Annotated in this window: 26 protein-coding genes; 18 read left to right on the top strand and 8 right to left on the bottom strand. The window is 41.5% G+C overall.

Annotated features, from left to right (window positions below; translation table 11 throughout):
* Positions 1-2: 2 nt before the first annotated feature.
* Positions 3-2,162 (bottom strand): fatty acid oxidation complex subunit alpha FadB, encoded by a 2,160-nt coding sequence (gene fadB, locus PAARA_RS07570; protein WP_062568451.1) that lies wholly within the window; start codon positions 2,160-2,162, stop codon positions 3-5.
* A gap of 195 nt (positions 2,163-2,357) precedes the next feature.
* Between fadB and PAARA_RS07565 the strand changes: the two genes are divergently transcribed.
* The 10 genes from PAARA_RS07565 (at position 2,358) to PAARA_RS07520 (ending at position 10,478) form a co-directional block, all read left to right on the top strand.
* Positions 2,358-4,244 (top strand): transglycosylase SLT domain-containing protein, encoded by a 1,887-nt coding sequence (locus PAARA_RS07565; RefSeq protein WP_062568450.1) that lies wholly within the window; start codon positions 2,358-2,360, stop codon positions 4,242-4,244.
* An 88-nt stretch (positions 4,245-4,332) separates the two neighbouring features.
* Complete coding sequence (pepQ, locus tag PAARA_RS07560; RefSeq protein WP_062568449.1) at positions 4,333-5,655, top strand: Xaa-Pro dipeptidase; 1,323 nt, start codon at positions 4,333-4,335, stop codon at positions 5,653-5,655.
* Positions 5,656-5,711: 56 nt separating this feature from the next.
* Positions 5,712-6,335, top strand: coding sequence for a YigZ family protein (locus PAARA_RS07555; protein WP_062568448.1), 624 nt, complete (start codon positions 5,712-5,714; stop codon positions 6,333-6,335).
* Between the two features lie 89 nt (positions 6,336-6,424).
* Positions 6,425-7,876, top strand: coding sequence for a TrkH family potassium uptake protein (locus tag PAARA_RS07550; RefSeq protein WP_062568447.1), 1,452 nt, complete (start codon positions 6,425-6,427; stop codon positions 7,874-7,876).
* Between the two features lie 31 nt (positions 7,877-7,907).
* The gene (locus PAARA_RS07545) at positions 7,908-8,561 is read left to right on the top strand and encodes a flagellar brake domain-containing protein (protein WP_062568446.1); all 654 of its coding nucleotides are present in this window, start codon (positions 7,908-7,910) and stop codon (positions 8,559-8,561) included.
* 480 nt (positions 8,562-9,041) lie between these two features.
* The gene (locus PAARA_RS07540) at positions 9,042-9,254 is read left to right on the top strand and encodes an EF-hand domain-containing protein (protein ID WP_062568445.1); all 213 of its coding nucleotides are present in this window, start codon (positions 9,042-9,044) and stop codon (positions 9,252-9,254) included.
* Positions 9,255-9,321: 67 nt separating this feature from the next.
* Positions 9,322-9,534 (top strand): EF-hand domain-containing protein, encoded by a 213-nt coding sequence (locus tag PAARA_RS07535; RefSeq protein ID WP_062568444.1) that lies wholly within the window; start codon positions 9,322-9,324, stop codon positions 9,532-9,534.
* Between the two features lie 67 nt (positions 9,535-9,601).
* A complete protein-coding gene (locus tag PAARA_RS07530) occupies positions 9,602-9,814 on the top strand; it encodes an EF-hand domain-containing protein (protein ID WP_062568443.1) in 213 nt (70 codons plus the stop codon).
* A gap of 148 nt (positions 9,815-9,962) precedes the next feature.
* A complete protein-coding gene (locus PAARA_RS07525) occupies positions 9,963-10,178 on the top strand; it encodes an EF-hand domain-containing protein (RefSeq protein ID WP_062568442.1) in 216 nt (71 codons plus the stop codon).
* 81 nt (positions 10,179-10,259) lie between these two features.
* Complete coding sequence (locus tag PAARA_RS07520; protein ID WP_062568441.1) at positions 10,260-10,478, top strand: EF-hand domain-containing protein; 219 nt, start codon at positions 10,260-10,262, stop codon at positions 10,476-10,478.
* Positions 10,479-10,550: 72 nt separating this feature from the next.
* On the opposite strand, the gene trkA is transcribed toward PAARA_RS07520, so the two are convergent.
* The 4 genes from trkA to def are packed head-to-tail and all read right to left on the bottom strand — an operon-like array spanning position 10,551 to position 14,702.
* Complete coding sequence (trkA, locus tag PAARA_RS07515) at positions 10,551-11,927, bottom strand: Trk system potassium transporter TrkA (RefSeq protein WP_054563775.1); 1,377 nt, start codon at positions 11,925-11,927, stop codon at positions 10,551-10,553.
* A gap of 12 nt (positions 11,928-11,939) precedes the next feature.
* Positions 11,940-13,226, bottom strand: coding sequence for a 16S rRNA (cytosine(967)-C(5))-methyltransferase RsmB (gene rsmB, locus PAARA_RS07510; protein WP_062568440.1), 1,287 nt, complete (start codon positions 13,224-13,226; stop codon positions 11,940-11,942).
* Positions 13,219-14,172: a methionyl-tRNA formyltransferase gene (gene fmt, locus PAARA_RS07505; protein WP_062568439.1), complete on the bottom strand. Its 954-nt coding sequence runs from the start codon at positions 14,170-14,172 to the stop codon at positions 13,219-13,221. Before fmt ends, rsmB begins: the two co-directional genes overlap by 8 nt.
* Before the next feature lie 20 nt (positions 14,173-14,192).
* Positions 14,193-14,702 (bottom strand): peptide deformylase, encoded by a 510-nt coding sequence (gene def, locus PAARA_RS07500; RefSeq protein ID WP_062568438.1) that lies wholly within the window; start codon positions 14,700-14,702, stop codon positions 14,193-14,195.
* A 118-nt stretch (positions 14,703-14,820) separates the two neighbouring features.
* On the opposite strand from def, the gene PAARA_RS07495 reads away from it, so the two are divergent.
* From PAARA_RS07495 to hemF, 6 genes are all read left to right on the top strand, one after another.
* Positions 14,821-15,939 carry a LysM peptidoglycan-binding domain-containing protein gene (locus PAARA_RS07495; RefSeq protein ID WP_062568437.1) on the top strand — a complete coding sequence of 373 codons (1,119 nt, stop codon included), beginning with the start codon at positions 14,821-14,823 and terminating at the stop codon, positions 15,937-15,939.
* A gap of 30 nt (positions 15,940-15,969) precedes the next feature.
* Positions 15,970-17,067 carry a DNA-processing protein DprA gene (gene dprA, locus PAARA_RS07490; protein WP_062568436.1) on the top strand — a complete coding sequence of 366 codons (1,098 nt, stop codon included), beginning with the start codon at positions 15,970-15,972 and terminating at the stop codon, positions 17,065-17,067.
* Positions 17,060-17,533 carry a DUF494 family protein gene (locus tag PAARA_RS07485; RefSeq protein ID WP_062568435.1) on the top strand — a complete coding sequence of 158 codons (474 nt, stop codon included), beginning with the start codon at positions 17,060-17,062 and terminating at the stop codon, positions 17,531-17,533. Before dprA ends, PAARA_RS07485 begins: the two co-directional genes overlap by 8 nt.
* A 71-nt stretch (positions 17,534-17,604) precedes the next feature.
* Positions 17,605-18,174, top strand: coding sequence for a DNA topoisomerase family protein (locus tag PAARA_RS07480; protein WP_062568434.1), 570 nt, complete (start codon positions 17,605-17,607; stop codon positions 18,172-18,174).
* A 28-nt stretch (positions 18,175-18,202) separates the two neighbouring features.
* The gene (gene tsaC, locus PAARA_RS07475) at positions 18,203-18,775 is read left to right on the top strand and encodes an L-threonylcarbamoyladenylate synthase type 1 TsaC (RefSeq protein WP_420806952.1); all 573 of its coding nucleotides are present in this window, start codon (positions 18,203-18,205) and stop codon (positions 18,773-18,775) included.
* A 2-nt stretch (positions 18,776-18,777) separates the two neighbouring features.
* Positions 18,778-19,728, top strand: coding sequence for an oxygen-dependent coproporphyrinogen oxidase (gene hemF, locus PAARA_RS07470; protein WP_062568432.1), 951 nt, complete (start codon positions 18,778-18,780; stop codon positions 19,726-19,728).
* Positions 19,729-19,785: 57 nt separating this feature from the next.
* On the opposite strand, the gene PAARA_RS07465 is transcribed toward hemF, so the two are convergent.
* Both PAARA_RS07465 and PAARA_RS07460 read right to left on the bottom strand, forming a co-directional pair.
* Positions 19,786-21,378: a methyl-accepting chemotaxis protein gene (locus PAARA_RS07465; RefSeq protein WP_062568431.1), complete on the bottom strand. Its 1,593-nt coding sequence runs from the start codon at positions 21,376-21,378 to the stop codon at positions 19,786-19,788.
* A gap of 76 nt (positions 21,379-21,454) precedes the next feature.
* On the bottom strand, positions 21,455-21,886 hold the full coding sequence (locus PAARA_RS07460; protein ID WP_062568430.1) for a group II truncated hemoglobin: 432 nt from the start codon (positions 21,884-21,886) through the stop codon (positions 21,455-21,457).
* A 41-nt stretch (positions 21,887-21,927) separates the two neighbouring features.
* On the opposite strand from PAARA_RS07460, the gene aroE reads away from it, so the two are divergent.
* Together aroE and PAARA_RS07450 are read left to right on the top strand one after the other, a co-directional pair.
* Positions 21,928-22,752: a shikimate dehydrogenase gene (gene aroE / locus PAARA_RS07455; protein ID WP_062568429.1), complete on the top strand. Its 825-nt coding sequence runs from the start codon at positions 21,928-21,930 to the stop codon at positions 22,750-22,752.
* A complete protein-coding gene (locus tag PAARA_RS07450; protein WP_062568428.1) occupies positions 22,749-23,003 on the top strand; it encodes a DUF1488 family protein in 255 nt (84 codons plus the stop codon). The genes aroE and PAARA_RS07450 overlap by 4 nt, the downstream gene beginning before the upstream one ends.
* Here the strand turns inward: PAARA_RS07450 and PAARA_RS07445 are convergent.
* On the bottom strand, positions 23,000-23,533 hold the full coding sequence (locus PAARA_RS07445) for a gamma carbonic anhydrase family protein (protein ID WP_062568427.1): 534 nt from the start codon (positions 23,531-23,533) through the stop codon (positions 23,000-23,002). The two genes, PAARA_RS07450 and PAARA_RS07445, sit on opposite strands and share 4 nt — an antisense overlap.
* Positions 23,534-23,769 lie beyond the last annotated feature (236 nt).

Below are 23,769 nucleotides of genomic sequence, written 5' to 3'. Positions count from 1 at the left end.
TCTTATCCTTCCACCTTATAGAATACACGGCCTTCTTCGGCCCACTTGCGAGTTTCATCTGATACTTGGTAAATCGCACCTAAGTGAGCGTACTTGTCTGCTGTTGCAACAAAGTTCGCTAAACCAGTTTGATCTAAGTAACGGAATGCACCGCCTCTAAATGGAGGGAAACCAATGCCGTAAATTAGCGCCATGTCAGCTTCTTGTGGAGACGCTACGATACCTTCTTGTAAACAAAGTAGAACTTCGTTGATCATCGGGATCATACAACGGTCAATGATTTCTTGTTTATCGAAATCTTTCGGTGCATCAGTGATAGCACTTAGTAGCTCAGTTGCTGTTGCATCTTTAGTTTTTTTCAAGCGACCACGACGGTCTGGTGCATATTGGTAGAAACCAGCACCATTTTTCTGGCCAAAGCGTTTTTCGTTTGCAAATACAGTAACAGGGTCTTTATCTTGGCGAGCCATACGCTCAGGGAAACCGTCAGCCATTACACCAGTACAGTGGTAAGCTGTATCAATACCTACCACATCAAGAAGGTACGCAGGACCCATTGGCCAACCAAATACATTTTCCATTACTTTATCAACTTTCGTGAAGTCAGCACCTTCAACAACAAGTTTGCTGAAACCTGCAAAGTAAGGGAATAGTACGCGGTTTACAAAGAAGCCAGGGCAGTCGTTTACAACGATTGGTGATTTGCCCAGTTTTAATGCGTAATCAACAACCGCATTAATTGTTGCTTCTGATGTTTTTTCACCACGAATGATTTCTACTAGTGGCATTTTTGGCACTGGGTTAAAGAAGTGCATACCACAGAAGTTTTCTGGTTTCTCAAGTGCAGACGCTAACTCGTCAATACGAATTGTTGAGGTATTTGAAGTTAGGATAGTGCCTGCTGGTAAGTCTTTTTCAAGACCCGCAAGAACGGCTTGCTTCACTTTAGGGTTTTCAACCACGGCTTCAACAACAATGTCAGCGCTTTGTAGGTCTGCATCGTTTAGCGTTGGTTTGATCTTGCCTAAAGTGGCAACCATCTTATCCATCGCCATATGGCCACGTTGTACTTTCTTACCTAGTAGCTTAGATGCTTCACCCATACCTAAATCAAGTGCATCTTGGTTGATGTCTTTCATGATAATAGGCGTGCCTTTATAAGCCGATTGGTAAGCAATACCACCGCCCATAATACCTGCACCTAATACTGCGGCTTGTTTGATCTCAAGTTCACTGTGTTTAGCTTGCTTCTTCGCTTTACCTTTAATGTATTGGTCAGCTAAGAAAATACCTGTTTGCGCGGCAGCTTCACTTGTTGCTGCAAGTTTAGCAAAGTTAGCGTTTTCAATTGCCATTGCTTCAGCGCGTTCACAGTTTGCTGCAGCTTTGATTGTTTTTACAGCCATAACAGGTGCTGGGTAGTGACCTTTCGTTTTACCCATTACCATGCCTTCAGCCATCGCAAAGCTCATACCTTGCTCAACACGGTTCATTTTCAGTGGCTGTAATTTTACTTGTCGTTTTACTTGCCAATCTAGCTTGCCAGCTATTGCTTGCTCAAGTGTTGCAATACTTGACTCTAAAAGTTTGTCAGCACTAACTACCGCGTCAAATGCTCCTACTTTTAGGGCATCAGCAGCGCGGTTTTCTTTACCTGTAGTGATCCATGTCATCGCATTATCAGCGCCAATAAGGCGTGGAAGGCGAACTGTGCCACCAAAACCAGGCATAATGCCTAGTTTAACTTCAGGTAGGCCAATTTTAGCGTTAGAGCTAGCAACGCGATAATCGGTAGCAAGTGCCCACTCACACCCGCCGCCAAGCGCCATGCCGTTTACAGCACTTAGCGTTGGGAAAGGTAAATCTTCAATCGCGTCAAAAACGTCAGTTGCATTTTTGATCCATGCAACCAATTCTTCTTGCGGTTTAGTGAAAGTAGGTAAAAATTCGAAAATGTCGGCACCGATAATGAAATGATCTTTATCGCTGGTGAACACCATGCCTTTGATATCTGAGTTTGTTGCCAATTCTTTTAATGCTAAAGCGCAATCTTGCAAGGTTTGCTGCGAAAGTTTATTTACTGAGCCGTCTGCACAGAACTTAAACTCGGCGATGTTGTCCTTGATGAAAGCAACTTCAAATGAATCGCTTTTATATAACATTATTATTCTCCCTAGTTTATTAACTAAGACTGGTACGATGAGTTTGCATTTCAATCAGTGTGCTTGCTTTAAAATGAAAATGCAACGAAAAATTTACTGCGCTTTATCGCTATTGGTTAAAATATAGCTGGTTTGGTGCTAAGGTGTAGAAGAAGTTTTTTGTTATTAATTCTTTAATTTTTGTTAAAGGTCATCATGAAAAAACAACTCCTTGGTTGGACAGCTGCCGCATTACTTTTTCCTTTTTTTGCAGCTGAAGCCAACGACAAACATGACGCTTTTTTAAAAGCAGAAAAAAAGGCGCGATACGGTGATTATGACGATATGAAAGAGGCGGCCAATGGATTAGACCACCCGCTAAAGCCTTACGTCGAAAAAGCCTATTGGCAACGAAACCCAAGTTTGAAGCATCAAACAGAAATAGAAAACTATCTTAATGTTTATCGTAATACGCCATTAGAGTGGCCTGTGCGTAAAGCATGGCTTAACTACTTAAAACAGAACAATAAAAAAGCCGCTTATATTCGTAATTACAGAGAGACCAGTAATAACGAATTGACTTGTCCTTATTTAAGCTTTCAATTGGACTTAGGTGCGCCTAAAGAAGCAATAATGAATCAAGTTAGTGATTTATGGGTGGTAGGGCATTCTCAACCAAAAGAATGCGACACACTTTTTTCACTTTGGAAAAAAGAAGGTTATCAAACACAAGAACGCATTTGGCAACGAGTTTCTCTCGCTGCAGAAGGGGGTACGTCAAGCTTATTGCCTTACCTAAAGTCATTACTCCCTAAAGATGAGCAGTACTTGGCTGATTTATATTTAAAAGTACGCAAAGACCCGAGTGCTTCGGCTGGTTTATATCGCTTCAAGAAAAAGACAGCCAAAGAAGGGCAAATAGCATTATACGGGGTGAAACGCTTAGTTTGGCGTGATAAAGAGTTAGCGCTTCGAGCATGGGAAAAGCTTGAAAAAATGTTTGTTTACACGGAAGAACAAAAAGCGGATGTGTACTACAACTTTGCACTATCGCTTGCCTCAAGCGGGCATAAACAAGCTCGCTTTTGGTTAAATAAGGTGCCTAAAGAGCGTCAAACAACGAAGTTAATGCAGTGGCAGCTTGCTAATATGCTCGAACTGCAAGATTGGTCTGGTATCGTGGCGTTTTTTACTGGTAAAGAAAACCTAAGCCTAGGTCAGCAATATTGGTTAGCATATAGCTTAAATCAGCGTGGCGAAGTTGAAGATGCCCGCACTCTTTGGCAAAAAGTTGCCAAAGAGCGCGATTATTACGGCTTTTTAGCATCTGCTCGATTAGGTATTCCGGTTAGTTTAAATAATCAACAGTTGCAAATTTCTGATAAGCTCCAACTAGAAGTCGCAAATGCACCAGGCTTTAAGCGTGCGCGTGCACTTTATGAGCTTGAGCGCTACACGTCAGCTCGCAGGGAGTGGAATTACTTAACAGGTACATCAACCAAAGAAGAAAAGCTCGCGGCATCAATGCTTGCTGCTGAGCTTGATTGGTATGACAGCACTATTTATACCTTGGCACAAATTAAAGAATGGGATTATGTTGATTTGCGTTTCCCATTTGCGTTTAAAGATGTATTTGAGAGCTATAGTAACCGTAATCATATAGACATGGCATGGAGTATTGCAATTTCACGTCGTGAAAGCTCATTTGCGCCTGACGCCCGCTCTCATGCCAATGCCTATGGTTTAATGCAACTATTACCGAGCACCGCTAAATACATTAATAGAAGTACTGTTTCGCGTAGAAAGTTGTTTCACCCTAAAACGAACATTCGTTTAGGGAGTGAATACTTAAAGTATTTAAAAAAGAAAAATCGCGGCAACGAAATATTAGCCACCGCTTCTTATAATGCAGGTTATCATCGAATTAAACGTTGGATCCCTGAACAAGCAATGCCTGCGGAGTTATGGATTGAGCTTATACCTTATACTGAAACACGTAACTACGTGAAGAATGTATTTGCTTACAGGCAAGTTTACCATACGCGCTTAGGGCGAGATGGTAATGTGCTTGCGCCAATTTTAGATATGAAAATGGGCGGCTGATACTAATTGACCTTAATACCCTGTGTTGGGCGTTAAGGTCGACTATGATAGACTGCGACTAAGTCGAATTTACTTATATGGGTTTACTATGGATAAATTAGCGGTGTTATATGCCGAACATATTGCAACCTTGCAACAGCGCACGCGTACAATTACAGAGCGTGAAGGTTTAGAAGGCCTTGTTATTCACTCTGGTCAGGCAAAGCGCCAGTTTTTAGATGATATGTACTACCCGTTTAAGGTTAACCCGCAATTCAAAGCTTGGTTACCTGTAATTGATAACCCTCATTGTTGGATAGTTGTAGACGGTGCATCTAAGCCAAAGCTGATATTTTATCGCCCAGTTGATTTTTGGCATAAAGTACCTGATGAGCCTCGTGATTTTTGGGCTGAGTATTTTGATATTGAATTATTAGTACAGCCAGATCAGGTAGAAAAACTGCTTCCTTACGATAAGGCAAAATTTGCCTATATTGGTGAATATTTAGACGTAGCGCAAGCACTGGGCTTTAGTATTATGAACCCAGAGCCAGTTATGAACTATTTGCACTTTCATCGTGCATATAAAACACAATACGAGCTTGAGTGTTTGCGTCAAGCTAACCGTATTGCCGTCGATGGTCATAAAGCGGCACGTGATGCTTTCTTTGCAGGTGGCTCTGAATTTGATATTCAACAGGCTTACTTAATGGCGACGCGTCAAAGTGAAAATGAAATGCCATACGGTAATATTGTTGCGCTTAATGAAAACTGTGCAATCTTACATTACACGCACTTTGAGCCTAAAGCGCCAGAGACACATCGCTCATTCCTAATTGACGCTGGTGCAAATTTTAACGGCTACGCAGCTGATATCACGCGTACTTATGATTTTAATCAGTCGGGTGAGTTTAGCGACTTAATTAAGGTCATGACGGAGCATCAAATTGCTTTAGGTAAAGCATTAAAACCAGGTATGTTATATGGCGAATTGCATTTGGACTGTCATCAGCGTGTAGCGCAGGTGTTGAGCGACTTTAATATTGTGAAGCTATCGGCGGCTGAAATTGTTGAGCGCGGTATAACATCAACCTTCTTCCCGCATGGTCTTGGCCATCACCTAGGTTTACAAGTTCATGATATGGGTGGCTTTATGGCGGATGATAAAGGTGCACATCAAGCACCACCTGAAGGGCACCCGTTCTTACGTTGCACGCGTTTAATCGAAAAGAACCAAGTCTTTACTATTGAACCTGGTTTATATTTTATTGAATCGTTACTGGGTGACCTTGCGCAAACCGATAATAAACAGTTTATTAACTGGGAAAAAGTTGAAGCGCTTAAACCATTCGGCGGCATCCGTATTGAAGATAATATTATCGTTCATGATGATAGCCTAGAAAACATGACCCGTGATCTACATCTAGACTAATAAAAACAAGATTAACAAGAGGGGCCAAATGGCCCCATTTTTTTAGATAGAAGAATATGTCTGAATATCAATATCCGGCAGAGCCTGTTTTTTACCAAGAAGAAATTAAAAAAAGTACATTTATTGTGCATATTGCCCATACTCCTAACTTAGAGTCAGCAAAAGCATTCATCAAAGAGATCCAAAATAAATACAGTGATGCGCGTCACAACTGTTGGGCACATGTTGCAGGAAACCCAGGTGGTAGCCATGTATATGGCTTTTCAGATGATGGAGAACCTAATGGCACCGCAGGAAAACCAATGCTAAATGTGCTGGCGGGGTCTGGAATTGGTGAGATCACCGCTGTTGTAACGCGTTATTTTGGCGGTATTAAGCTGGGTACCGGTGGACTCGTGCGTGCTTATGGCGGGAGTTTAAACAATGCCATGCGTGAGCTTAAAACAATCACCAAAGTACCGAGCGTTGAGTTAGTCGGCTACAGTGATTACAGTGCTCAGGGAGCTATAGAGCAGTTATTGAAAAGCCAATATCAAGTATTGAATATAGAAAAACAGTTTGCTGAAAATATTGCTTGGAAAATCCAAATAGATAGTCGCCAAGTAGAGCTGGCAATCAAAGAGATACATGAGTTAACACATGGTGCCGTTGAGTTCGCCGTTAAAAAAGATACACCATGAAATAAACATACAGCGTTTACTTACAGTTAAGCCTGTAAGACAATAAACTCTAATAGCTAAATCAGATATTTAAAAAGCGATACGCACAGATGCAATTTCGTACCATAATAAAAATTCTAGGCCAGCTGGTGGCTTTATTTAGTATCACCATGGTGCCGCCAGCACTGGTATCTTTAATCTATAAAGATGGTGGTGGTGTGCCGTTCGTTCTTGCGTTTATTTTTAGTGTTGTGATTGGTTTAGCAGCGTATTATCCAAACCGCCATGAGCGGGGCGATTTAAAAGCGCGCGAAGGATTTTTAATTGTGGTGTTGTTCTGGTTGGTACTTGGCAGCTTTGCGGCTGTGCCTTTAGTTTTTTTACAAGAGCCAAGTTTGTCGTTAGCTGACTCTGTGTTTGAGGCATTTTCAGGCCTTACAACGACAGGGGCAACCGTGTTAACTGGGATTGAGTACCTACCAAAATCAGTGCTTTTTTATCGCCAACAACTACAGTGGCTTGGTGGTATGGGGATCATCGTACTTGCTGTTGCTGTGTTACCCATGCTTGGGGTTGGTGGTATGCAGCTGTATCGTGCCGAAACTCCTGGCCCAGTTAAAGATTCAAAAATGACGCCCCGCATTGCCGATACCGCCAAACACCTTTGGTACATTTATGTGTCACTGACTATCGCATGTACGCTTGCCTATTGGGGAGCGGGAATGGACTGGTTTGATGCTATTTGTCATGCTTTCTCAACGATTGCTATTGGTGGTTTCTCTACTTACGATGCGTCTATGGGGCAGTTTGATAGTCCACTGATTAACTTTATATGTGTGGTGTTTTTACTTATTGCAGCAATAAATTTCTCGCTGCACTATGCGGCGGTATCCTCGCGCAGTATTCGTGTTTATTTACGTGACCCTGAATTTAAAGTGTTCTTACTTATTCAGCTCGCTCTAGTGATTGTCTGCTTTACTGTGCTGTCATCTAATAACATTTATGCAGATGGTGACGAAACATTAGATCAAGCTATGTTTCAAGCCGTGTCAATGAGTACTACCGCAGGTTTCGCTACCGATAACTTTTCTGCATGGCCATTGTTTTTGCCTATTTTATTAATATTCTCAAGCTTTATTGGTGGTTGTGCAGGGTCTACCGGTGGTGGAATGAAAGTTGTGCGTGTGTTCTTACTTTACTTACAAGGTATTCGTGAGCTTAATCGTCTTGTACATCCGCGTGCAATTTATTCAATTAAACTAGGCCGCAAAGCACTTCCAGATAAAGTGGTAGAAGCTGTCTGGGGATTCTTCTCAGCCTATGCTTTAGTGTTTGTGATTATCATGTTGGCACTAATGGGCACAGGTATGGATAACATTAGTGCGTTTTCAGCAACCGCAGCGTGTCTAAATAATTTAGGTCCTGGCTTGGGTGAAGTTGCCGCCCATTATGGGGCGATATCCGATACTGCTAAGTGGTTATTGACCATCGCAATGGTATTTGGTCGTCTTGAAATATTTACCTTACTGGTATTGTTCACTCCAACATTCTGGCGTGGCTAGTGAGCCGTTTATATTTAAAAGGACTTAATGAATGGCAAAGACACAGCTACAGCGTAATTTAGATAAGCTCGCTTATATACCTGCGGGTAGTATTGTTGATGTTGAGATAATCACTCCGATAGATAGTAAGCGAGTTAAAACGGAGTTTATAGGTTTACTCAACGAACAACATATTATTCTTAATTACCCCTCAGCAAGGCGATTAATTAATAGTGGCGAGTTGATCAAAGAAGGTGTGATGGTCATTGTGCGCGCAGTGCTCGAAAGTGGCGGTGGGCAGGTGATTGCATTTCGCCAACAAATTAAGGCCGTCGCTTCACACCCGTATCGTTTAATATTTTTAGACTTTCCGAAACACGTTCAGTTATTCAGTCTTCGCAGTGAAACCCGTATTCCAACACTCTTCAGTGCTTGTTTAAACACCGATGAGCAGAAATACCAAGGACTCATTAAGGATATCTCCCTTACAGGCGTACAGTTTGATATTAAAAGTGATGTCGATCTCAGCTTTTTAAAAGAACAGAGCTGTAACCTTGTACTCAATAAGCATGAATTTGCTGGAAAGGTGTGCAGTGTTCGTAAAAATGCGTCTAGCTACCAACTAGGACTTCAGTTAAATACAGGTGAAGAACAAATGAAGTCATTCATGAAAGAGCACCTGATAGACTTTTCAGTACTTGATTGAAGCCATTCACTTTCCCTGATCCGCCGTTTTGCAACAAAGCGGTTGTTTTTTATACTTTTATTGAAAATAAACTAAAAAAATTTTCGTAAATTATTAAAAGTTCAAATAAATCAGCTAGTTAAATTTAAAAAATATTTTTATTTATTTTAATTATTTTCACCGTTCATACAAGGTTTAGACTCACGTTCGAACATTTTTAGTGTTTAGGTAGCTAATTTCACTCAATGTCTCTGTTTTATGTTTTTTAACTTCATGATTAATAAAGAAATAATTTTTTAAGCTTTATGTGTGTTGCTAAAAAGCAACAGAAAATTAGCTCATTTCCCACGTAAAATCACCAAATTCGCTTTAACTTAATGAAAATTAAGGGATTTTAAACTTTGGCATCGAAGTTGAAATAGTCTTAGCGAACACAGAGAAAAGTGATTAGAAGTTTCACACCTCTAACACAGTTAAGACAACATTGAAGGAATAGTGATTATGAAAACAGTAAACAAAACATTTGCACTTTTAGCTCTAGTATCTTCTTCAGCAGCATTTGCAGCGGCAGATTTCGAAACACTTGATGTTAACGACGATGGTGCAATTAGCCAAAGTGAAGCGTCAGTTGATGCAACTTTAATGAGTCAGTTTAAAGAATTAGACACAGACGGTAACGGCGAACTTTCTGAAGAAGAATTCGCAAAAGCATAATTTTACAGTAGGGAAGCTCTGAAAAGGATTTTCTACACAAGACAACACACTTTGAAGGAATAACATTATGAACACAGTAAATAAAACATTAGCACTAGTCGCACTTGTATCTTCATCTGCAGCATTTGCAGCGACAGATTTCGAAACACTTGATGTTAACGACGATGGTGTAATTAGCCAAAGTGAAGCGTCAGTTGATGCAACTTTAATGAGTCAGTTTAAAGAATTAGACACAGACGGTAACGGCGAACTTTCTGAAGAAGAATTCGCAAAAGCATAATTTTACAGTAGGGAAGCTCTGAAAAGGATTTTCTACACAAGACAACACACTTTGAAGGAATAACATTATGAACACAGTAAATAAAACATTAGCACTAGTCGCACTTGTATCTTCATCTGCAGCATTTGCAATGAGCGATTTTGACACATTAGATGTGGATGGAAACGGTGCCATCAGCCAAAGCGAAGCATCAGTTGATGCAGAGTTAATGAGTATTTTCACAGAACTTGATACAGACGGTAACGGTGAGTTATCAAAAGAAGAGTTCTCTAAAGCTTAATGATGTATTTAGTAAACCCATTAATTTAGCTGATTAGTTCTGAGTTGCCAAAGACAACCTAAATGGATAAGGAAATCCATGATAAAGGATAGCAAGGAGAGTGTGATCAGCTAACACTTTTTTGAGTAGATATTGAAGGATTATGATTATGAAAACAGTTAACAAAGCACTAGCACTTATCGCATTAGCCTCTTCGTCAGCAGCATTTGCAGGCACAGATTTCGATACATTAGATGTAGACGGAGATGGTGTTATCAGTCAAAGCGAAGCATCTGTCGATGCTAACATCATGGCGCAATTTAAAACCCTTGATGTAGACGGCGATGGCGTACTCACTGAAGCCGAATTTTCAGAAGCAGAGTAAAACAAACTCGCAATTAACCAGTTTCCATTAAACAGGGATCTCAGAAACGGATTTCACTCTTAAAAAATGAAGGTAATTATTATGAAACAGATCAATACAACACTTGCAATTTTAGCGCTAGCAACTTCATCAGCGGCATTTGCACAAGGTGTAAGCTTCTCAACGTTTGACACTAACAGTGATGGTGTTATCAGTAAAGAAGAAGCATCAGCAAATGTGCAACTAGAGAAACTATTCCCAGAGCTAGATACAGATGGCAATGGTGAGCTTTCTAAAGAAGAATTTGCACAGATTCAATAGTTAAGTTTTTTCACTTCAAGAGTCGTAAAGCAGCTAAATCGTTAAGATTTGCTGCTTTTTTTATGCCAAAAGTCAAAGGAATATAGCGCTTACTTGGAATAGCTTTTCAACAACAGTAATGTGTTTCTTGTCGATTAAGAACATAATCACATGATCTCCCGATTGAATCACCGTATCATCATGAGCAATCAGTACATCATCATTACGCACAATAGCACCAATGGTTGTGCCTGCTGGTAGCTTAATATCAGCAATTGCTCGGCCAACCACTTTAGAAGTATGCTCATCACCGTGAGCGACAGCCTCAATGGCTTCTGCTGCGCCCTTACGTAACGAATAAACATTAACGATGTCACCACGGCGAACGTGTGTTAGCAGCGCCGATATAGTGGCTTGCTGAGGTGAAATAGCAATATCAATTTCACCACCTTGTACTAAGTCAACATAGGCACCACGCTGAATAAGCACCATGGTTTTTTGTGCGCCCATACGCTTTGCCAGCATCGCAGACATAATGTTTGCTTCATCGTCGTTAGTCACTGCGATGAATACATCCACTTGCTCAATATGTTCTTCAGATAACAGCTCTTGATCTGAGGCATCGCCACAAAATACTACTGTATTATCAAGCATTTCAGAAAGCTGGGCTGCGCGCTCTTTATTGCGCTCAAGCAGCTTAACGCTGTGGTTTTTCTCAAGTGAACGCGCAAGGCCCGCACCGATATTACCACCACCGGCAATCATGATTTTTTTGTATGAACGTTCGAGTTTTTGAAGCTCATTCATGACTGCGCGAATATGCTTTGTTGCAGCGATAAAGAACACTTCATCGTCTGCTTCGATAACCGTGGTGCCAAGCGGTTTAATCGCTTTACCTTGACGGTAAATAGCCGCGACACGGGTTTCGACATTCGGGATGTGTTCTTTCAAGGCTGAAAGCGCATAACCCACCAGCAAACCACCGTAATAGGCTTTCACCGCAACCAGCGATAACATGCCATCGGCAAATTGTAATACCTGTAAAGCACCCGGGTAGTCGATTAAGCGACGAATATACTTAGTAACGAGTGCTTCTGGAGCAATGTAGTGGTCAACAGGTAAGTCATCGTTATGGAATAACTTTTCACGGTACTTTAAGTATTGCTCTGAGCGAATACGGGCAATTTTGGTTGGCGTGTTAAAAATACTATAAGCAACTTGGCAAGCAACCATGTTCACTTCATCAGAACTGGTTACGGCAATAATCATATCGGCGTCTTCTGCACCTGCACGGCGCAATACATCGGGATGCGCACTGTGGCCAGTAACACCTTGTAAGTCGTACTTATCTTGTAGCTCTCGCAAACGGTTACCGTCGATATCAACAACGGTGATCTCATTTTGCTCACCTACGAGGTTTTCTGCCAATGTGCCACCAACTTGTCCGGCACCGAGTATGATTATTTTCATAGCGTGTTCTTATTAGTGTTTTTTAACTAGCTTTGCATAATAGAAACCGTCACTTTCACCAGGCAGTAATTGTAGGCCAGGTAACGCAGGCGTATCGTTTTCATGCAGAGGTATGTGTTCAGCACTTTGATTATTGGCAAGGAACTTAGCAACTTGTTGTTGGTTCTCTTGCGGTAATACAGAGCAGGTCGCATAAACTAACGTACCACCTGGCTTAAGTAGAGGCCAGATGCTATTTAGGATATCGCCTTGTAAATTAGCCAGATCTTCAATATCAGATGCACGACGTAACCATTTAATATCAGGGTGACGACGAATAACGCCGGTAGCGGAACAAGGCACATCAAGCAAGATACGGTCGAATTGCTGCTCATCCCACCAGATATGCGGTTGTGAAGCATCGGCACATTGTAGATCGGCAGCTAAACCAATACGCACTAAGTTTTGTTTAACACGTTCTAGGCGTTCGCTGTCGCTATCAAGTGCTAATACATCGGCATCGGCAAGCTCTAGAATATGGCACGTTTTACCACCAGGTGCAGCACACGCATCTAAAATGACATCATCATTTTGTGGCTCTAAAAAGCGTGCAGCTAATTGTGCCGCAGCATCTTGTACAGAACAGGCTCCGGTATCAAATTCTGGTAATGCGTATACATCACACGGTTTAGCTAGTTTAATACCATCAGGAAAGTCAGCATTAAGGGTATGCTCAATATCATTCGCTTTAAGCATCTCGCTGTATTCTTGAGTGCTGTATTGCGCTTGGTTGACCCGTAACCACATAGGTGCTTGTAGCTGATTCGCTTCAAGAATTTCTTGCCAGTTATCAGGGTATGCCGCGGCTACTTGTTTGATAAACCAACCAGGGTGGTTAAATTTGCAAACCGGAATTTGCTGCGCTTTTTCTTCAAGCTCAGCTTGTTCACGTTGGAAACTACGTAAAATAGCGTTAATCAGGCCTTTTAAACCCAGTGCACGCATTTGCTGAAGCGCATTAACTGTTTCGCTGATTGCCGCATGAGGCGGTACACGCATATGTTGGAGTTGGTAAATACCCACATACAACAAAAACTGGAAAATACGGCGCTTGCCTTTTAGCGGTTGATCTAAAAGTTGCTGGCAATAATTCTCTAAACTAGGTAAATAGCGCAGCACACCATAGCAAATTTGTTGCAGTAGGGCTTTATCTTTCGGTGATAAACCTTGGCTTGCAAAAGGCAGTTCTTGATTAAGCGACGCGCCTTTATCGACCACGTTGTAGAGAGTTTCAGCAGCCAGTGCTCTTACATTACTCATTGCTTTGACCTAATACTGAACCAGGCTCTACCCAATCACTGCGACCATTTAAAAAGTCACTGACAGCCATTGGTTTTTTACCTTGTGGTTGAAGAAGGGTGATTTTAAGTGCATCTTGCCCGCAGGCAACGGTAATACCTTGCTTATCAGCAGCAATGATTTTACCTGCTTGTGCAGTTTGCGATACAACGTCTGCTTGCCAAATTTTTACCGTTTGTCCTGCCATTTCAGTAAAGCAAACAGGCCATGGATTAAAGGCACGGATATTACGCTCAATTTGCACAGCATCCATTGACCAATCAATATTAGCTTCGTCTTTTGATAGCTTCTTGGCGTAATTTGCTAGTGCGTCATCTTGCTTTTCTGGGGTGATTTCACCTGCAGCGAGACGATTTATGGTACTGATCAGAGCATCAGGTCCAAGTGCAGCCAGTTTATCGTATAAAGAACTACTGGTTTCTGTGTTATCAATAGGGCAGCGGCTGATGTGCAGCATATCGCCGGTATCTAAGCCCTCGTCCATTTGCATTATTGTTACACCAGTTTCACTGTCGCCAGCCCAAATCGCGCGTTGAATCGGTGCAGCACCACGCCAGCGCGGTAAAATAGAGCCATGCACGTTTAAGCAGCCTAAGCGCGGTGCATCTAAAATCGCTTTTGGAAGCAGTAAGCCGTATGCCACCACAATCATAATATCTGCGTTCAGGCTGGTAAGCTCTGCAAGTGCTTCATCAGATTTTAATGACTGCGGTTGAAATACGGGTAAATCGTGAGCAAGTGCGAGTTCTTTTACTTCACTGGCTTTAAGCTTTTTGCCACGGCCTGCAGGGCGATCTGGTTGGCTATAAACACCAACAATATCATGCTCGGAGTCTATTAAGGCTTGTAAGTGGCGCGCAGCAAAATCCGGCGTACCAGCAAAAATAATACGTAATGGTTGTGTCACAGGTATTCCTATTGATTGATTTATGATTTAGCTGCCAGCTTCGCTTCTTTCTCAAGCTTCTTACGGATACGTTGGCGCTTTAGAGGCGATAAATAATCAATAAATAGAGTGCCTTTTAGGTGATCAAGCTCATGCTGAATACAAATCGCTAAGAGCTCGTCAGCGTCTAGGCTGAATTCCTCACCATTTTCATTCAGTGCTTTAACAGTCACTGTTTCTGCACGGTCAACTTTCGCATAAGAATAAGGCACAGATAAACAACCTTCTTCACTCACCGTTGAGCCATCTTTCTTGGTGATTTCTGGGTTGATTAGTACTAGCGGTTGGTCGCGCTCTTCTGAGACATCGATCACCACAATTCGCTGGTGGATATCTACTTGCGTTGCTGCTAAGCCGATACCGTTCTCGTCATACATAGTTTCAAGCATGTCCTTGACGATTTGACGAACATCATCGTTTACTTCTGGTACTTCTTTCGCGATTGTACGTAAACGCTCATCCGGAAATCTTAAAACATCTAACCTAGCCATAGTTACCTTTTACACTTGTGATTCATTTAGGGTATTGTATGCTTTTATTTTAGCCATTCGTGTTCACCTTTAACAGGTTTTGGTTGATAATAATCTAAAAACAACACTAGGAAGCCAAATGAAATATCCGTTAGTTGCGGCTTTATTAGCCATTAGCTGTGCATTTTCAGCAGCAGCTGATGTGTTAACAATAAAAAAAGATGCTCCAAAACAATATGTTGTAAAAAAAGGGGACACGCTTTGGGATATATCAGGCATATATCTTAATCATCCATGGCAATGGCCAGAGTTATGGCAAATGAATCCTCAAATAGCCAATCCTCATTTGATATACCCAGGTGATGCGCTTACTTTAATTTATGATCAAGATGGAAAACCGCGTTTAGTTAAAAATAGCCGGTATAAAAAACTCTCTCCAGAAGGGCGTATTACACCTAAAGGTAAACAGGCTGTACCCACATTACCCCTTGAACTGCTGCGCCCATATTTGACCTACGAGCAAGCAATCGGTCATCAGGTTATGGCAGATAAGCCATATATTTTAGGTGCCAGTGTGAATACAAAAATGAATACCATGGGTCATATTCTTTATGTGAAAGGTAATTTAAATTTAAATGAAGCATATGGCGTTTATCGTAAAGGAAATGAGTTAGTAGACCCTAATACAAATGAAGTGTTAGCCAATAAAGCTGAATTAGTTGCAATTGTACGTGCCTTTAGAAGTGGTGATGTTGAACATGGTGTACCAGCGTCCGTTAAGATTGAGATGGTAAAACAAGAAATTAAACCGAATGATTTCTTAATGCCTGCAATGGACGGACAAATGTTACCAGCCTATTTCAATATGAAACGTCCAGAAGGTGAGCTTAACGGTACAATTATCGCGTCAGCAAATGAGCTGCGAGAATTTAGCACCATGGATATTGTTGTTTTAAATTTAGGTGCAGAACAGGTCAAGCCTGGTTTTGTACTTGATATTGAACGTCAATCTCCAGAGGTGTTTGATGGTCGAAGTGGCCCTCGTTATCGTGAAGACTCAACGAGTCTTGAGAAGCTAATCACGGATACTAATGAGTATTTTGGTGTGGAAGCAGACAAAGATAGCAAGGTATGGCACATGCCTAAAGAGAAAGTAGGCGAACTCATGGTGTTTAAGGTATACGATAACGTGAGCTATGCATTGATTGTGAAAAATCAGCATCCTATTCGAGTTGGTGACTATGCTGTCATAAACTAACCCACACTCAGGATGCTCTAAGGAGGGAGCATGGAACAGATTTCAGGCAAGCTATCTCATTGGCTTGCCTTTTATTTATGTAAAGGGCTGGGAATTAAAAGCCTTATAGCATTGGCCCAAAACCACGTCTTAAGTGAGCTTTTTTCGTTTACAAGTACACAGCTGCAGAATTTAGGTTTAACAAAAAACCAAGCTGATAATCTCGCTAATACCGATTGGCAAAAAGTCGCTTACTACGAAGAACTTATTCATGCTTACCAAATAACCACCATTTGTTACTTTGATGATCACTATCCCGCACAGTTAAAGGAAATTGCCAGTGCACCTTTATTACTATTCTGTATGGGGAATATTGAGCTTTTAACTTCACCACAAGTTGCGATTGTTGGCAGCCGACATGCAACTCCTACAGGGCTCGAGATCGCAGCTGAGTTTGCACATCAATTAAGTTGTGCTGGCATCACAGTTACTTCTGGTATGGCACTTGGCATTGATGGTGCCGCTCATAAAGGGGCTCTGGCTGGTTCTGGAAAAACCATTGCTGTGCTTGGTACAGGGTTAGATATTGCTTACCCTAAGCGTCATAAACTATTGACAAAACAGGTAGCAGAACGCGGATTGCTTATATCGGAGTTCTTGCCTGGTACAGCTGCTAATGCAGCGAACTTCCCCCGTAGAAATAGAATAATATCAGGTCTTTCACTTGGTGTTTTAATTGTCGAAGCACAAATAAAAAGCGGCTCTTTAGTCACGGTACGTTATGCACTTGAGCAAAATAAGGATGTTTTTGCAGTGCCCGGCTCAATTAAAAACCCGCTTTCAGAAGCTAGCCATTTTTTGATAAAGCAAGGTGCTAAATTAGTCGAAAATATAAGTGATATTCTTGATGAAGTGAGCTTTTTTTGTGAAAACAGTCTATATATAACAGAAGAGCCTATCATCGAAGAACACGACTGCCCTGTGTTTCAAAGTATAGGATTTGAGGTAACAAGTGTCGATGTTATTACTCAACGCACTCAGTTACCTGTTGATGAAGTACAAGCTCGGTTACTTGACCTAGAGCTCGCAGATAAAGTAGAGCGAGTGCTAGATGGCTATATAAGACTTGGAGGACATAAATATGTTTGACATCCTCATGTATCTTTTTGAAAACTATATCCATAGTGAAGCTGAAATTTTTACTGAAGAAAACGAGCTTACTGATGAGTTGGTTCGAGCAGGGTTTAATAAACCTGAAATTTATAAAGCACTTGACTGGCTTGAGCAATTGGCTGACTTGCAGCAAAGTGACGTGTATCCGTACCTAAACGCGCAGCCGCAACATGCTATGCGTATTTATACCGACAGTGAATGCCAAATGCTTTGCACGGAGTGCCGCGGCTTTTTAATGTTTATTGAGCAAATAGGCGTCATAAATAGCATTACGCGTGAAATGGTAATAGATAGATTATGCGCGCTTGATAAACCGTTTATTTTACTTGAGGACTTAAAATGGGTGGTGTTAATGGTGCTGTTTAATGTGCCAGGATCTGAGCAAGCATATGCACAAATGGAAGATTTGATCTTTGATGAGCCCGCTGATGTGCTTCATTAGTTCGACTTTGCTTGTATCTTTGTTGAGTTTGGGTATATTAGGCGAAAATTAGCCAGCCTAACAGGAACCTTATGAGTAAAATCGATCATTCTCTTTTTTCTGCAGATAAACACGCATTAGAGAAAGAATATGAGGTTTGCCCTAAATGTGGTTCTGAATTGGTCATGCGAAATTCAAAGTCAGGGCCTTTTTTAGGCTGTGCAAGCTACCCTAAGTGTGATTTTATTCGTCCTTTGGCTCATCATGATAGTCAGCAAATTAAAGTACTCGAAGACAGTGCATGCCCTGAGTGTGGCAAGCCATTGGTGATTAAAAATGGCCGCTATGGCATGTTTATTGGTTGCACAGGGTATCCTGATTGCCATTATATTGCGCATGATGAAGAGCCTAGTAATACAGAGGTGCTTCCTAGCTGCCCAAAATGCAAAAAAGGCAAGTTGGTTTCCCGTAGCAATAAATTTGGTAAAACATTCTACTCATGCGACTGTTATCCTCGTTGCAAATATACCCTTAATAACAAACCTGTGTCTAAGACGTGTCCCGCTTGTGATTGGCCTATAATGACAGAGAAGAAAACTGCATCGGGCGTTGTGTTACAATGCCCACAAAAAGCCTGTATGCATAAGCTTGCAGAGTCTTAACATATTCGTTCCCTATTATAGTTAGGAGATATTCTTGTCCGATCCTGTTGCTCAACCAGCTAATCCTATTGAAGCCTTAAACCAAGGCGGTGTGATTGTTTATCCAACTGAAGCTGTATTTGGTCTTGGTTGTGATCCTGATAACCAAGCAGCTGTAGAAAAGCTTTTAGCAATTAAGCAGCGGCCAATTGAAAAAGGCTTAATTTTAATTGCTGATAACTATGGTCAGTTATTAAAGTATGTTGATGATGCTAAAATCCCAATGGATAAACGGGCAGATATCTTCTCGCAGTGGCCAGGGGCGATTACATGGGTAATGCCAGCCGCAAAGCAGACACCAAAATGGTTAACGGGTCAGTTTGATACTATTGCTGTGCGTGTAACGAACCATCCAACGGTAAAAAAACTGTGCCAGCAATTCGGCAAACCACTGGTTTCAACAAGTGCAAATTTAACTGGCCGACCAACAGTAATGAGTATCACGCAAGCAAAAAGCGAATTTGCTGATAGCGTCGATTTTTATGTTGATGAGCCGCTTGGTGGGAACGTGAACCCCAGTGTAATTAAAGACGCAATGACCGGAAAAGTTTTCAGAGGATAACCATGCAAAGCGAGCTACTCGAACAAGTAAAAACCTATTTAATGGCTTTACAAGACACAATTTGTGCGGGCCTTGAGAATACTGACGGCAAAGCAAAGTTTGTTGAAGATAATTGGCAACGAGCTGAAGGCGGTGGTGGTCGTACTCGCGTTATTCAAGGTGGCAATATCATTGAGCAGGGCGGGGTAAATTACTCGCATGTGTTTGGCGCTTCAATGCCAGCCTCTGCAACCGCGCATCGTCCAGAGCTCGCTGGTCGTAGTTTTCATGCTTGCGGTGTATCATTGGTGATCCATCCTAATAACCCACACATTCCAACTAGCCACGCTAACGTGCGTTTCTTTATTGCTGAAAAAGAAGGCGAGGAGCCAATTTGGTGGTTCGGAGGTGGTTTTGATTTAACACCTTTTTATCCGGTGTTCGAAGATGTACAGCATTGGCATCAAGTAGCAAGTGACTTATGTCAGCCATTTGGTGAAGATGTGTACGATAAGTATAAAACATGGTGTGATGAGTATTTTTATTTAAAGCACCGCAGCGAAACACGTGGGGTAGGTGGTTTATTCTTTGATGATTTAAACGAGCTCGGTTTTGCGCAGAGTTTTGCTTTTATGCAAGCTGTTGGAAATGGCTTTTTAGATGCTTACTTACCTATAATTGAGCGTCGTAAAAATACGCCAATTACAGAGCAGCAACGAGATTTTCAGCTTTACCGCCGTGGCCGCTACGTTGAATTTAACCTAGTGTGGGATCGTGGTACTTTATTTGGTCTACAAACTGGTGGACGGACAGAATCGATTTTAATGTCTATGCCGCCACTCGCTCGTTGGGAGTATAGTTATACCCCTGTTGAAAATAGCCCTGAAGCAAAGCTTTATCAATATTACTTAAGACCGCAAGAATGGCTAAATACAGAGGAATCTGAGTTAGTTGCGCGTGAATGGCAGCTTTAAAGTGCTTAGGTTGTCACTTTATATAAAGGTGACAACCTGCACGTTCAAGTATTTTATCTAGTTAAATTTAAAGCGTCTAACTTGCTCATCTAAAGAGCGTGCTAATGATAAGAGCTCTTCACTGACTTTTTGATTTTCATGAGCATCAACCAACGAATGCTCTGCGTTATCACTGATAGCGACCACACTCCTATTTATTTCTTCTGCGGCAAGATTTTGTTGCTCGGTGGCATCGGCTATTTGTACATTGAGTTGATTTATTTCACTCATTTGCAAAGAAATATCACGCAAGGCTTTAGCAACTTGCTTAACTTGTACAGCACGTTCATCAGCTTCTTCACATGAATTATTCATAGTGCTAACTGTTTGTGCCGCTTCGCTCTGTAGCTTATCTATTGTTCGGCGAATTTCATCCGTGGAGTCATGGGTTCTATTCGCAAGCGTTCTAACTTCATCTGCTACTACTGCAAAACCACGACCGGCTTCGCCTGCTCGCGCAGCTTCAATAGCAGCATTGAGTGCAAGTAAGTTAGTTTGCTCGGCAATACTACTGATCACTTCTAATACTTTACCGACTTCTAAAGTTTGCGCCTGAAGTTCAGAGACTTGATCTGCGGCTGCACGGACATCTGTCGCAAGTTGGTTAATGCTATGTTCGGTATGCTCTGCAACTTGCAAGCTTTGCTGTGCAAGTTGATTACTGTGTTCTGATTTTTCAGATGCAAAATGCGTTGTATTTTTAACTTCACTTGATGAACTTTCAAGTTCATTTATTGCGGCTGCAACGGAGTCAGTACCTTGCTTTTGTTGTATTATGGCTTGCTCAGTGGCATCTGCTGAAGTGTATATACTCTCCGCTGAATGGATTAACACTTTTGATGAGTGTGATACTTGGGCAATATTATCTTTAAACGCACCAATCATGTGATTAAAGCTGGTGGCGAGTGAGCTAAGTTCATCGTTATTATCATCATTAACTTTAAGGCTCAAATCTTTGTTTGTGGTTGCCAAGTGCATCGTATGGCTAATCATCTTCAAGCGTTTAATAAATACTTTTCTAAACATGACTGCTAATAAGGAGAACGCAGTTATGAATATAGTTGCTAACAGTAAAGTGTTCATTAACGTATTTTGTGATACTTCATGTTCAATATCGGCTAATGAATAACTGATTTTAACGACCCCAAGCACATCGCCTTCTTGCGCTTGATGGCATCCTAAACAGTTGGTGCCTTTATAGTCACTGCTAGCAAACATAGGTTTAAGATAGGTCATCGTACTGTTGTTATCTATATATAATGCTTCTGTACCTGCCAGTGCCGCTTGTTCGGTATCGGTTGTGGCAACTTGATTGGCATTGCCTGGTCCATAAATTTTATTAACAATGGGGCTGCGAATAATATGTGCATCTTTGATATTTGGATGGCTTCTAAGCTTGTTGCTAAGAATTTCACGGTTTGCCATGGTGCCTGTGAGCATCATGGTGTTAATAGAATCAAAGTAATTATCGGCAAGTAATTTTATGTTGCTTTCAACAGTATCTTGCGCTAATTCGTGTTGTTGCTGGGCGCTGCTAAATATGCTGGCAAATAATACCAAGACACCTGTCAGTGCCAACAAGGCATAAATTTTAAATTGGATAGACTTCATTCAACGACGCTTTTTCTAAACTAAGGAAAGAGTATTATCTTTATTTAGAAAAAGCATACATTGATATAACTCAAGCTTAATGTTGATTGATCATATGACTGGCGAGTTGCGATAAAGATTGTCTTAACCCTTCGCGAAGTAGTGGGTTATCAATTTCGATATCGAGCGTTTTATTCATGCAATGCATCCATTGATCGCGTAGGTCTTGATCAATAGGGAAAGGCATGTGACGCTTTCTTAGCATTGGGTGACCATATTTTTCAACGAAAAGGTCAGGGCCGCCTAGCCAGCCCGATAAAAATTCAAAGAATACTTGGCGAATTCTATCTAAAGGCTGAGGATGCATATCATATAATGGTTTGGCGTATTCATCTGTGGCCATTATGTCGTAAAATCGATTTGCAATTGCGCGAGCGCCTGCTTCACCGCCGATAATTTCGTAAGGTGTTTTTTCTGGAGTAGGTGTTTCAGGCGTTGGTTTCGATTTAGAAAAAAGTCGTTTAATCATAATATTAATAAAGCTCTACAGGGCGAAGAGGTTGCTTCACTATGGACAAATACGCGGTTTTTGGAAATCCAATCAAACATTCGAAATCACCCGCAATACACGCACAATTTGCTGCATCATTAAACGAGCAAATACAATACAACGCCATTTTAGCACCAACAGATGCATTTGAAAAAACTGTCGCTGGGTTTTTCGCTACGGGTGGTAAAGGCGCTAATGTCACCTTGCCATTTAAAGAGCAGGCGTTTGCTATGGTCGATGAACTAACAGAGCAAGCGAAAATAGCTGGAGCAGTAAACACTATTAAACAACTCGAAGATGGCCGCTTACTCGGTGATAACACCGATGGTGTAGGGCTTGTTAAAGATCTTGTAGCCAACAATGTCACCTTAAAAGGGCAGCGAGTACTCCTTATTGGAGCGGGGGGGGCGGCGCGAGGTGTCATTCAGCCATTATTGAATGAGCAAATCGGAAGCTTAACAATAGCCAACCGTACCGCTGAAAAAGCAAAGGCACTAGCGAGTCATTTTAATGGTGAAATAGATGTGCAAGGCTTTGCTTTAACTGATATCCCAGCAAACAACTATGACGTGGTTATTAACTCTACCTCAAGCAGTGTTACTGGCGACTTGCCAGGTATAGCAGAAGAGTATGTTGCTAAGTGTCAGTGTGCTTACGATATGTTTTACGCGGATGACGATACGGCATTTATCAGTTGGGTTAAGTCGATTAACTCGACATGTTTAACACTCGATGGTTGTGGCATGCTGGTTGGCCAAGCGGCACAAGCTTATTTTGTATGGCGCAATAAAATGCCAGAAATCATCCCCGTTGTTACCGCGCTTAAAGCAGGAGAAGTAGCGTGAATCAAGCTATCCAATTTATCGACCGATTCGAATTTAAGCCAGAAGAAAAGCAGTTGCTGTTCTTTGCTCAAGTAAGTGGCTTGATGGTGGAGTGTGTTATTGATACCAGCAAGTATGATTTTGCTGATCAAAGCAGTGCGGTTAATTACTTTGAATCTTATCGTTTCGATTATGAAGAGCTCGCCGAGCAACTGATCGAAGATCAGCAGTATAACTCGGCAGGGCAAATTGAATTAACCGAGGTGTTTTAGCCCTCTACTAAGTATTCATCTTTAAGCTGAACATAATTATCTGCTGATATTTTTAAAAAGGCGCGCTCTTGCTCTGTTAAAGGGCGAGCCTGCTTAACTGGGCTACCTACATAGAGGTAGCCAGACTCTAAACGCTTGTTAGGTGGTACCAGCGAACCACCACCAATGATCACATCATCTTCAACAATAGCGTTGTCCATCACAATTGCACCCATCCCAACAAGTATACGATTACCAAGTTGGCAGCCGTGTAGCATAACTTTATGACCCACAGTGACATCATTACCAATAATAAGAGGGTAACCATCGGGGTTTGACTTAGAGGCACGTGTTAAATGTAAAACACTGCCATCTTGAATGTTCGTACGTTCACCAATACGTATATAGTTAACATCACCTCGCGCAGCAACAAGAGGCCATACACTTGAATCTTTACCAAGCGAAATATCACCGACTAAAACCGATGACTCATCAATATAAACACTATTATCGTATGTCGGAGTGATCCCTTTATAAGAACGGATAGTCATAAATTCACCTTTTAATTTTAAAATGTGCTCAGTCTAGTGTAACAGCGAAGCAAATAAATACACCAAAACAGGCCTAAATTGACTGCAAAACACCCAGTTTTAGGGTGTTTAGTTCAAAAGCTGAGCGAACAGCAGTTTTTTTTAAATTTTATTGAAAAAAGTGCTTGCGTAAAAAATCCATCTCCCTATAATGCGACCCCACTGACACGGCGGGCAGCAACGAAAGACGCTGAACA

The sequence above is a fragment of the Pseudoalteromonas arabiensis genome (assembly GCF_001550155.1).
Taxonomy (GTDB): Bacteria; Pseudomonadota; Gammaproteobacteria; order Enterobacterales; family Alteromonadaceae; genus Pseudoalteromonas; species Pseudoalteromonas arabiensis.
Note: the sequence above shows the minus strand (reverse complement) of the source record. Positions and strands in the feature narration are given on the sequence as shown.

Coding starts and splice junctions, on each gene's coding strand:
- fadB (WP_062568451.1), bottom strand. CDS start 2,162: ATGTTATATAAAAGCGATTCATTTGAAGTTGCTTTCATCAAGGACAAC.
- PAARA_RS07565 (WP_062568450.1), top strand. CDS start 2,358: ATGAAAAAACAACTCCTTGGTTGGACAGCTGCCGCATTACTTTTTCCT.
- pepQ (WP_062568449.1), top strand. CDS start 4,333: ATGGATAAATTAGCGGTGTTATATGCCGAACATATTGCAACCTTGCAA.
- PAARA_RS07555 (WP_062568448.1), top strand. CDS start 5,712: ATGTCTGAATATCAATATCCGGCAGAGCCTGTTTTTTACCAAGAAGAA.
- PAARA_RS07550 (WP_062568447.1), top strand. CDS start 6,425: ATGCAATTTCGTACCATAATAAAAATTCTAGGCCAGCTGGTGGCTTTA.
- PAARA_RS07545 (WP_062568446.1), top strand. CDS start 7,908: ATGGCAAAGACACAGCTACAGCGTAATTTAGATAAGCTCGCTTATATA.
- PAARA_RS07540 (WP_062568445.1), top strand. CDS start 9,042: ATGAAAACAGTAAACAAAACATTTGCACTTTTAGCTCTAGTATCTTCT.
- PAARA_RS07535 (WP_062568444.1), top strand. CDS start 9,322: ATGAACACAGTAAATAAAACATTAGCACTAGTCGCACTTGTATCTTCA.
- PAARA_RS07530 (WP_062568443.1), top strand. CDS start 9,602: ATGAACACAGTAAATAAAACATTAGCACTAGTCGCACTTGTATCTTCA.
- PAARA_RS07525 (WP_062568442.1), top strand. CDS start 9,963: ATGAAAACAGTTAACAAAGCACTAGCACTTATCGCATTAGCCTCTTCG.
- PAARA_RS07520 (WP_062568441.1), top strand. CDS start 10,260: ATGAAACAGATCAATACAACACTTGCAATTTTAGCGCTAGCAACTTCA.
- trkA (WP_054563775.1), bottom strand. CDS start 11,927: ATGAAAATAATCATACTCGGTGCCGGACAAGTTGGTGGCACATTGGCA.
- rsmB (WP_062568440.1), bottom strand. CDS start 13,226: ATGAGTAATGTAAGAGCACTGGCTGCTGAAACTCTCTACAACGTGGTC.
- def (WP_062568438.1), bottom strand. CDS start 14,702: ATGGCTAGGTTAGATGTTTTAAGATTTCCGGATGAGCGTTTACGTACA.
- PAARA_RS07495 (WP_062568437.1), top strand. CDS start 14,821: ATGAAATATCCGTTAGTTGCGGCTTTATTAGCCATTAGCTGTGCATTT.
- dprA (WP_062568436.1), top strand. CDS start 15,970: ATGGAACAGATTTCAGGCAAGCTATCTCATTGGCTTGCCTTTTATTTA.
- PAARA_RS07485 (WP_062568435.1), top strand. CDS start 17,060: ATGTTTGACATCCTCATGTATCTTTTTGAAAACTATATCCATAGTGAA.
- PAARA_RS07480 (WP_062568434.1), top strand. CDS start 17,605: ATGAGTAAAATCGATCATTCTCTTTTTTCTGCAGATAAACACGCATTA.
- hemF (WP_062568432.1), top strand. CDS start 18,778: ATGCAAAGCGAGCTACTCGAACAAGTAAAAACCTATTTAATGGCTTTA.
- PAARA_RS07465 (WP_062568431.1), bottom strand. CDS start 21,378: ATGAAGTCTATCCAATTTAAAATTTATGCCTTGTTGGCACTGACAGGT.
- PAARA_RS07460 (WP_062568430.1), bottom strand. CDS start 21,886: ATGATTAAACGACTTTTTTCTAAATCGAAACCAACGCCTGAAACACCT.
- aroE (WP_062568429.1), top strand. CDS start 21,928: ATGGACAAATACGCGGTTTTTGGAAATCCAATCAAACATTCGAAATCA.
- PAARA_RS07445 (WP_062568427.1), bottom strand. CDS start 23,533: ATGACTATCCGTTCTTATAAAGGGATCACTCCGACATACGATAATAGT.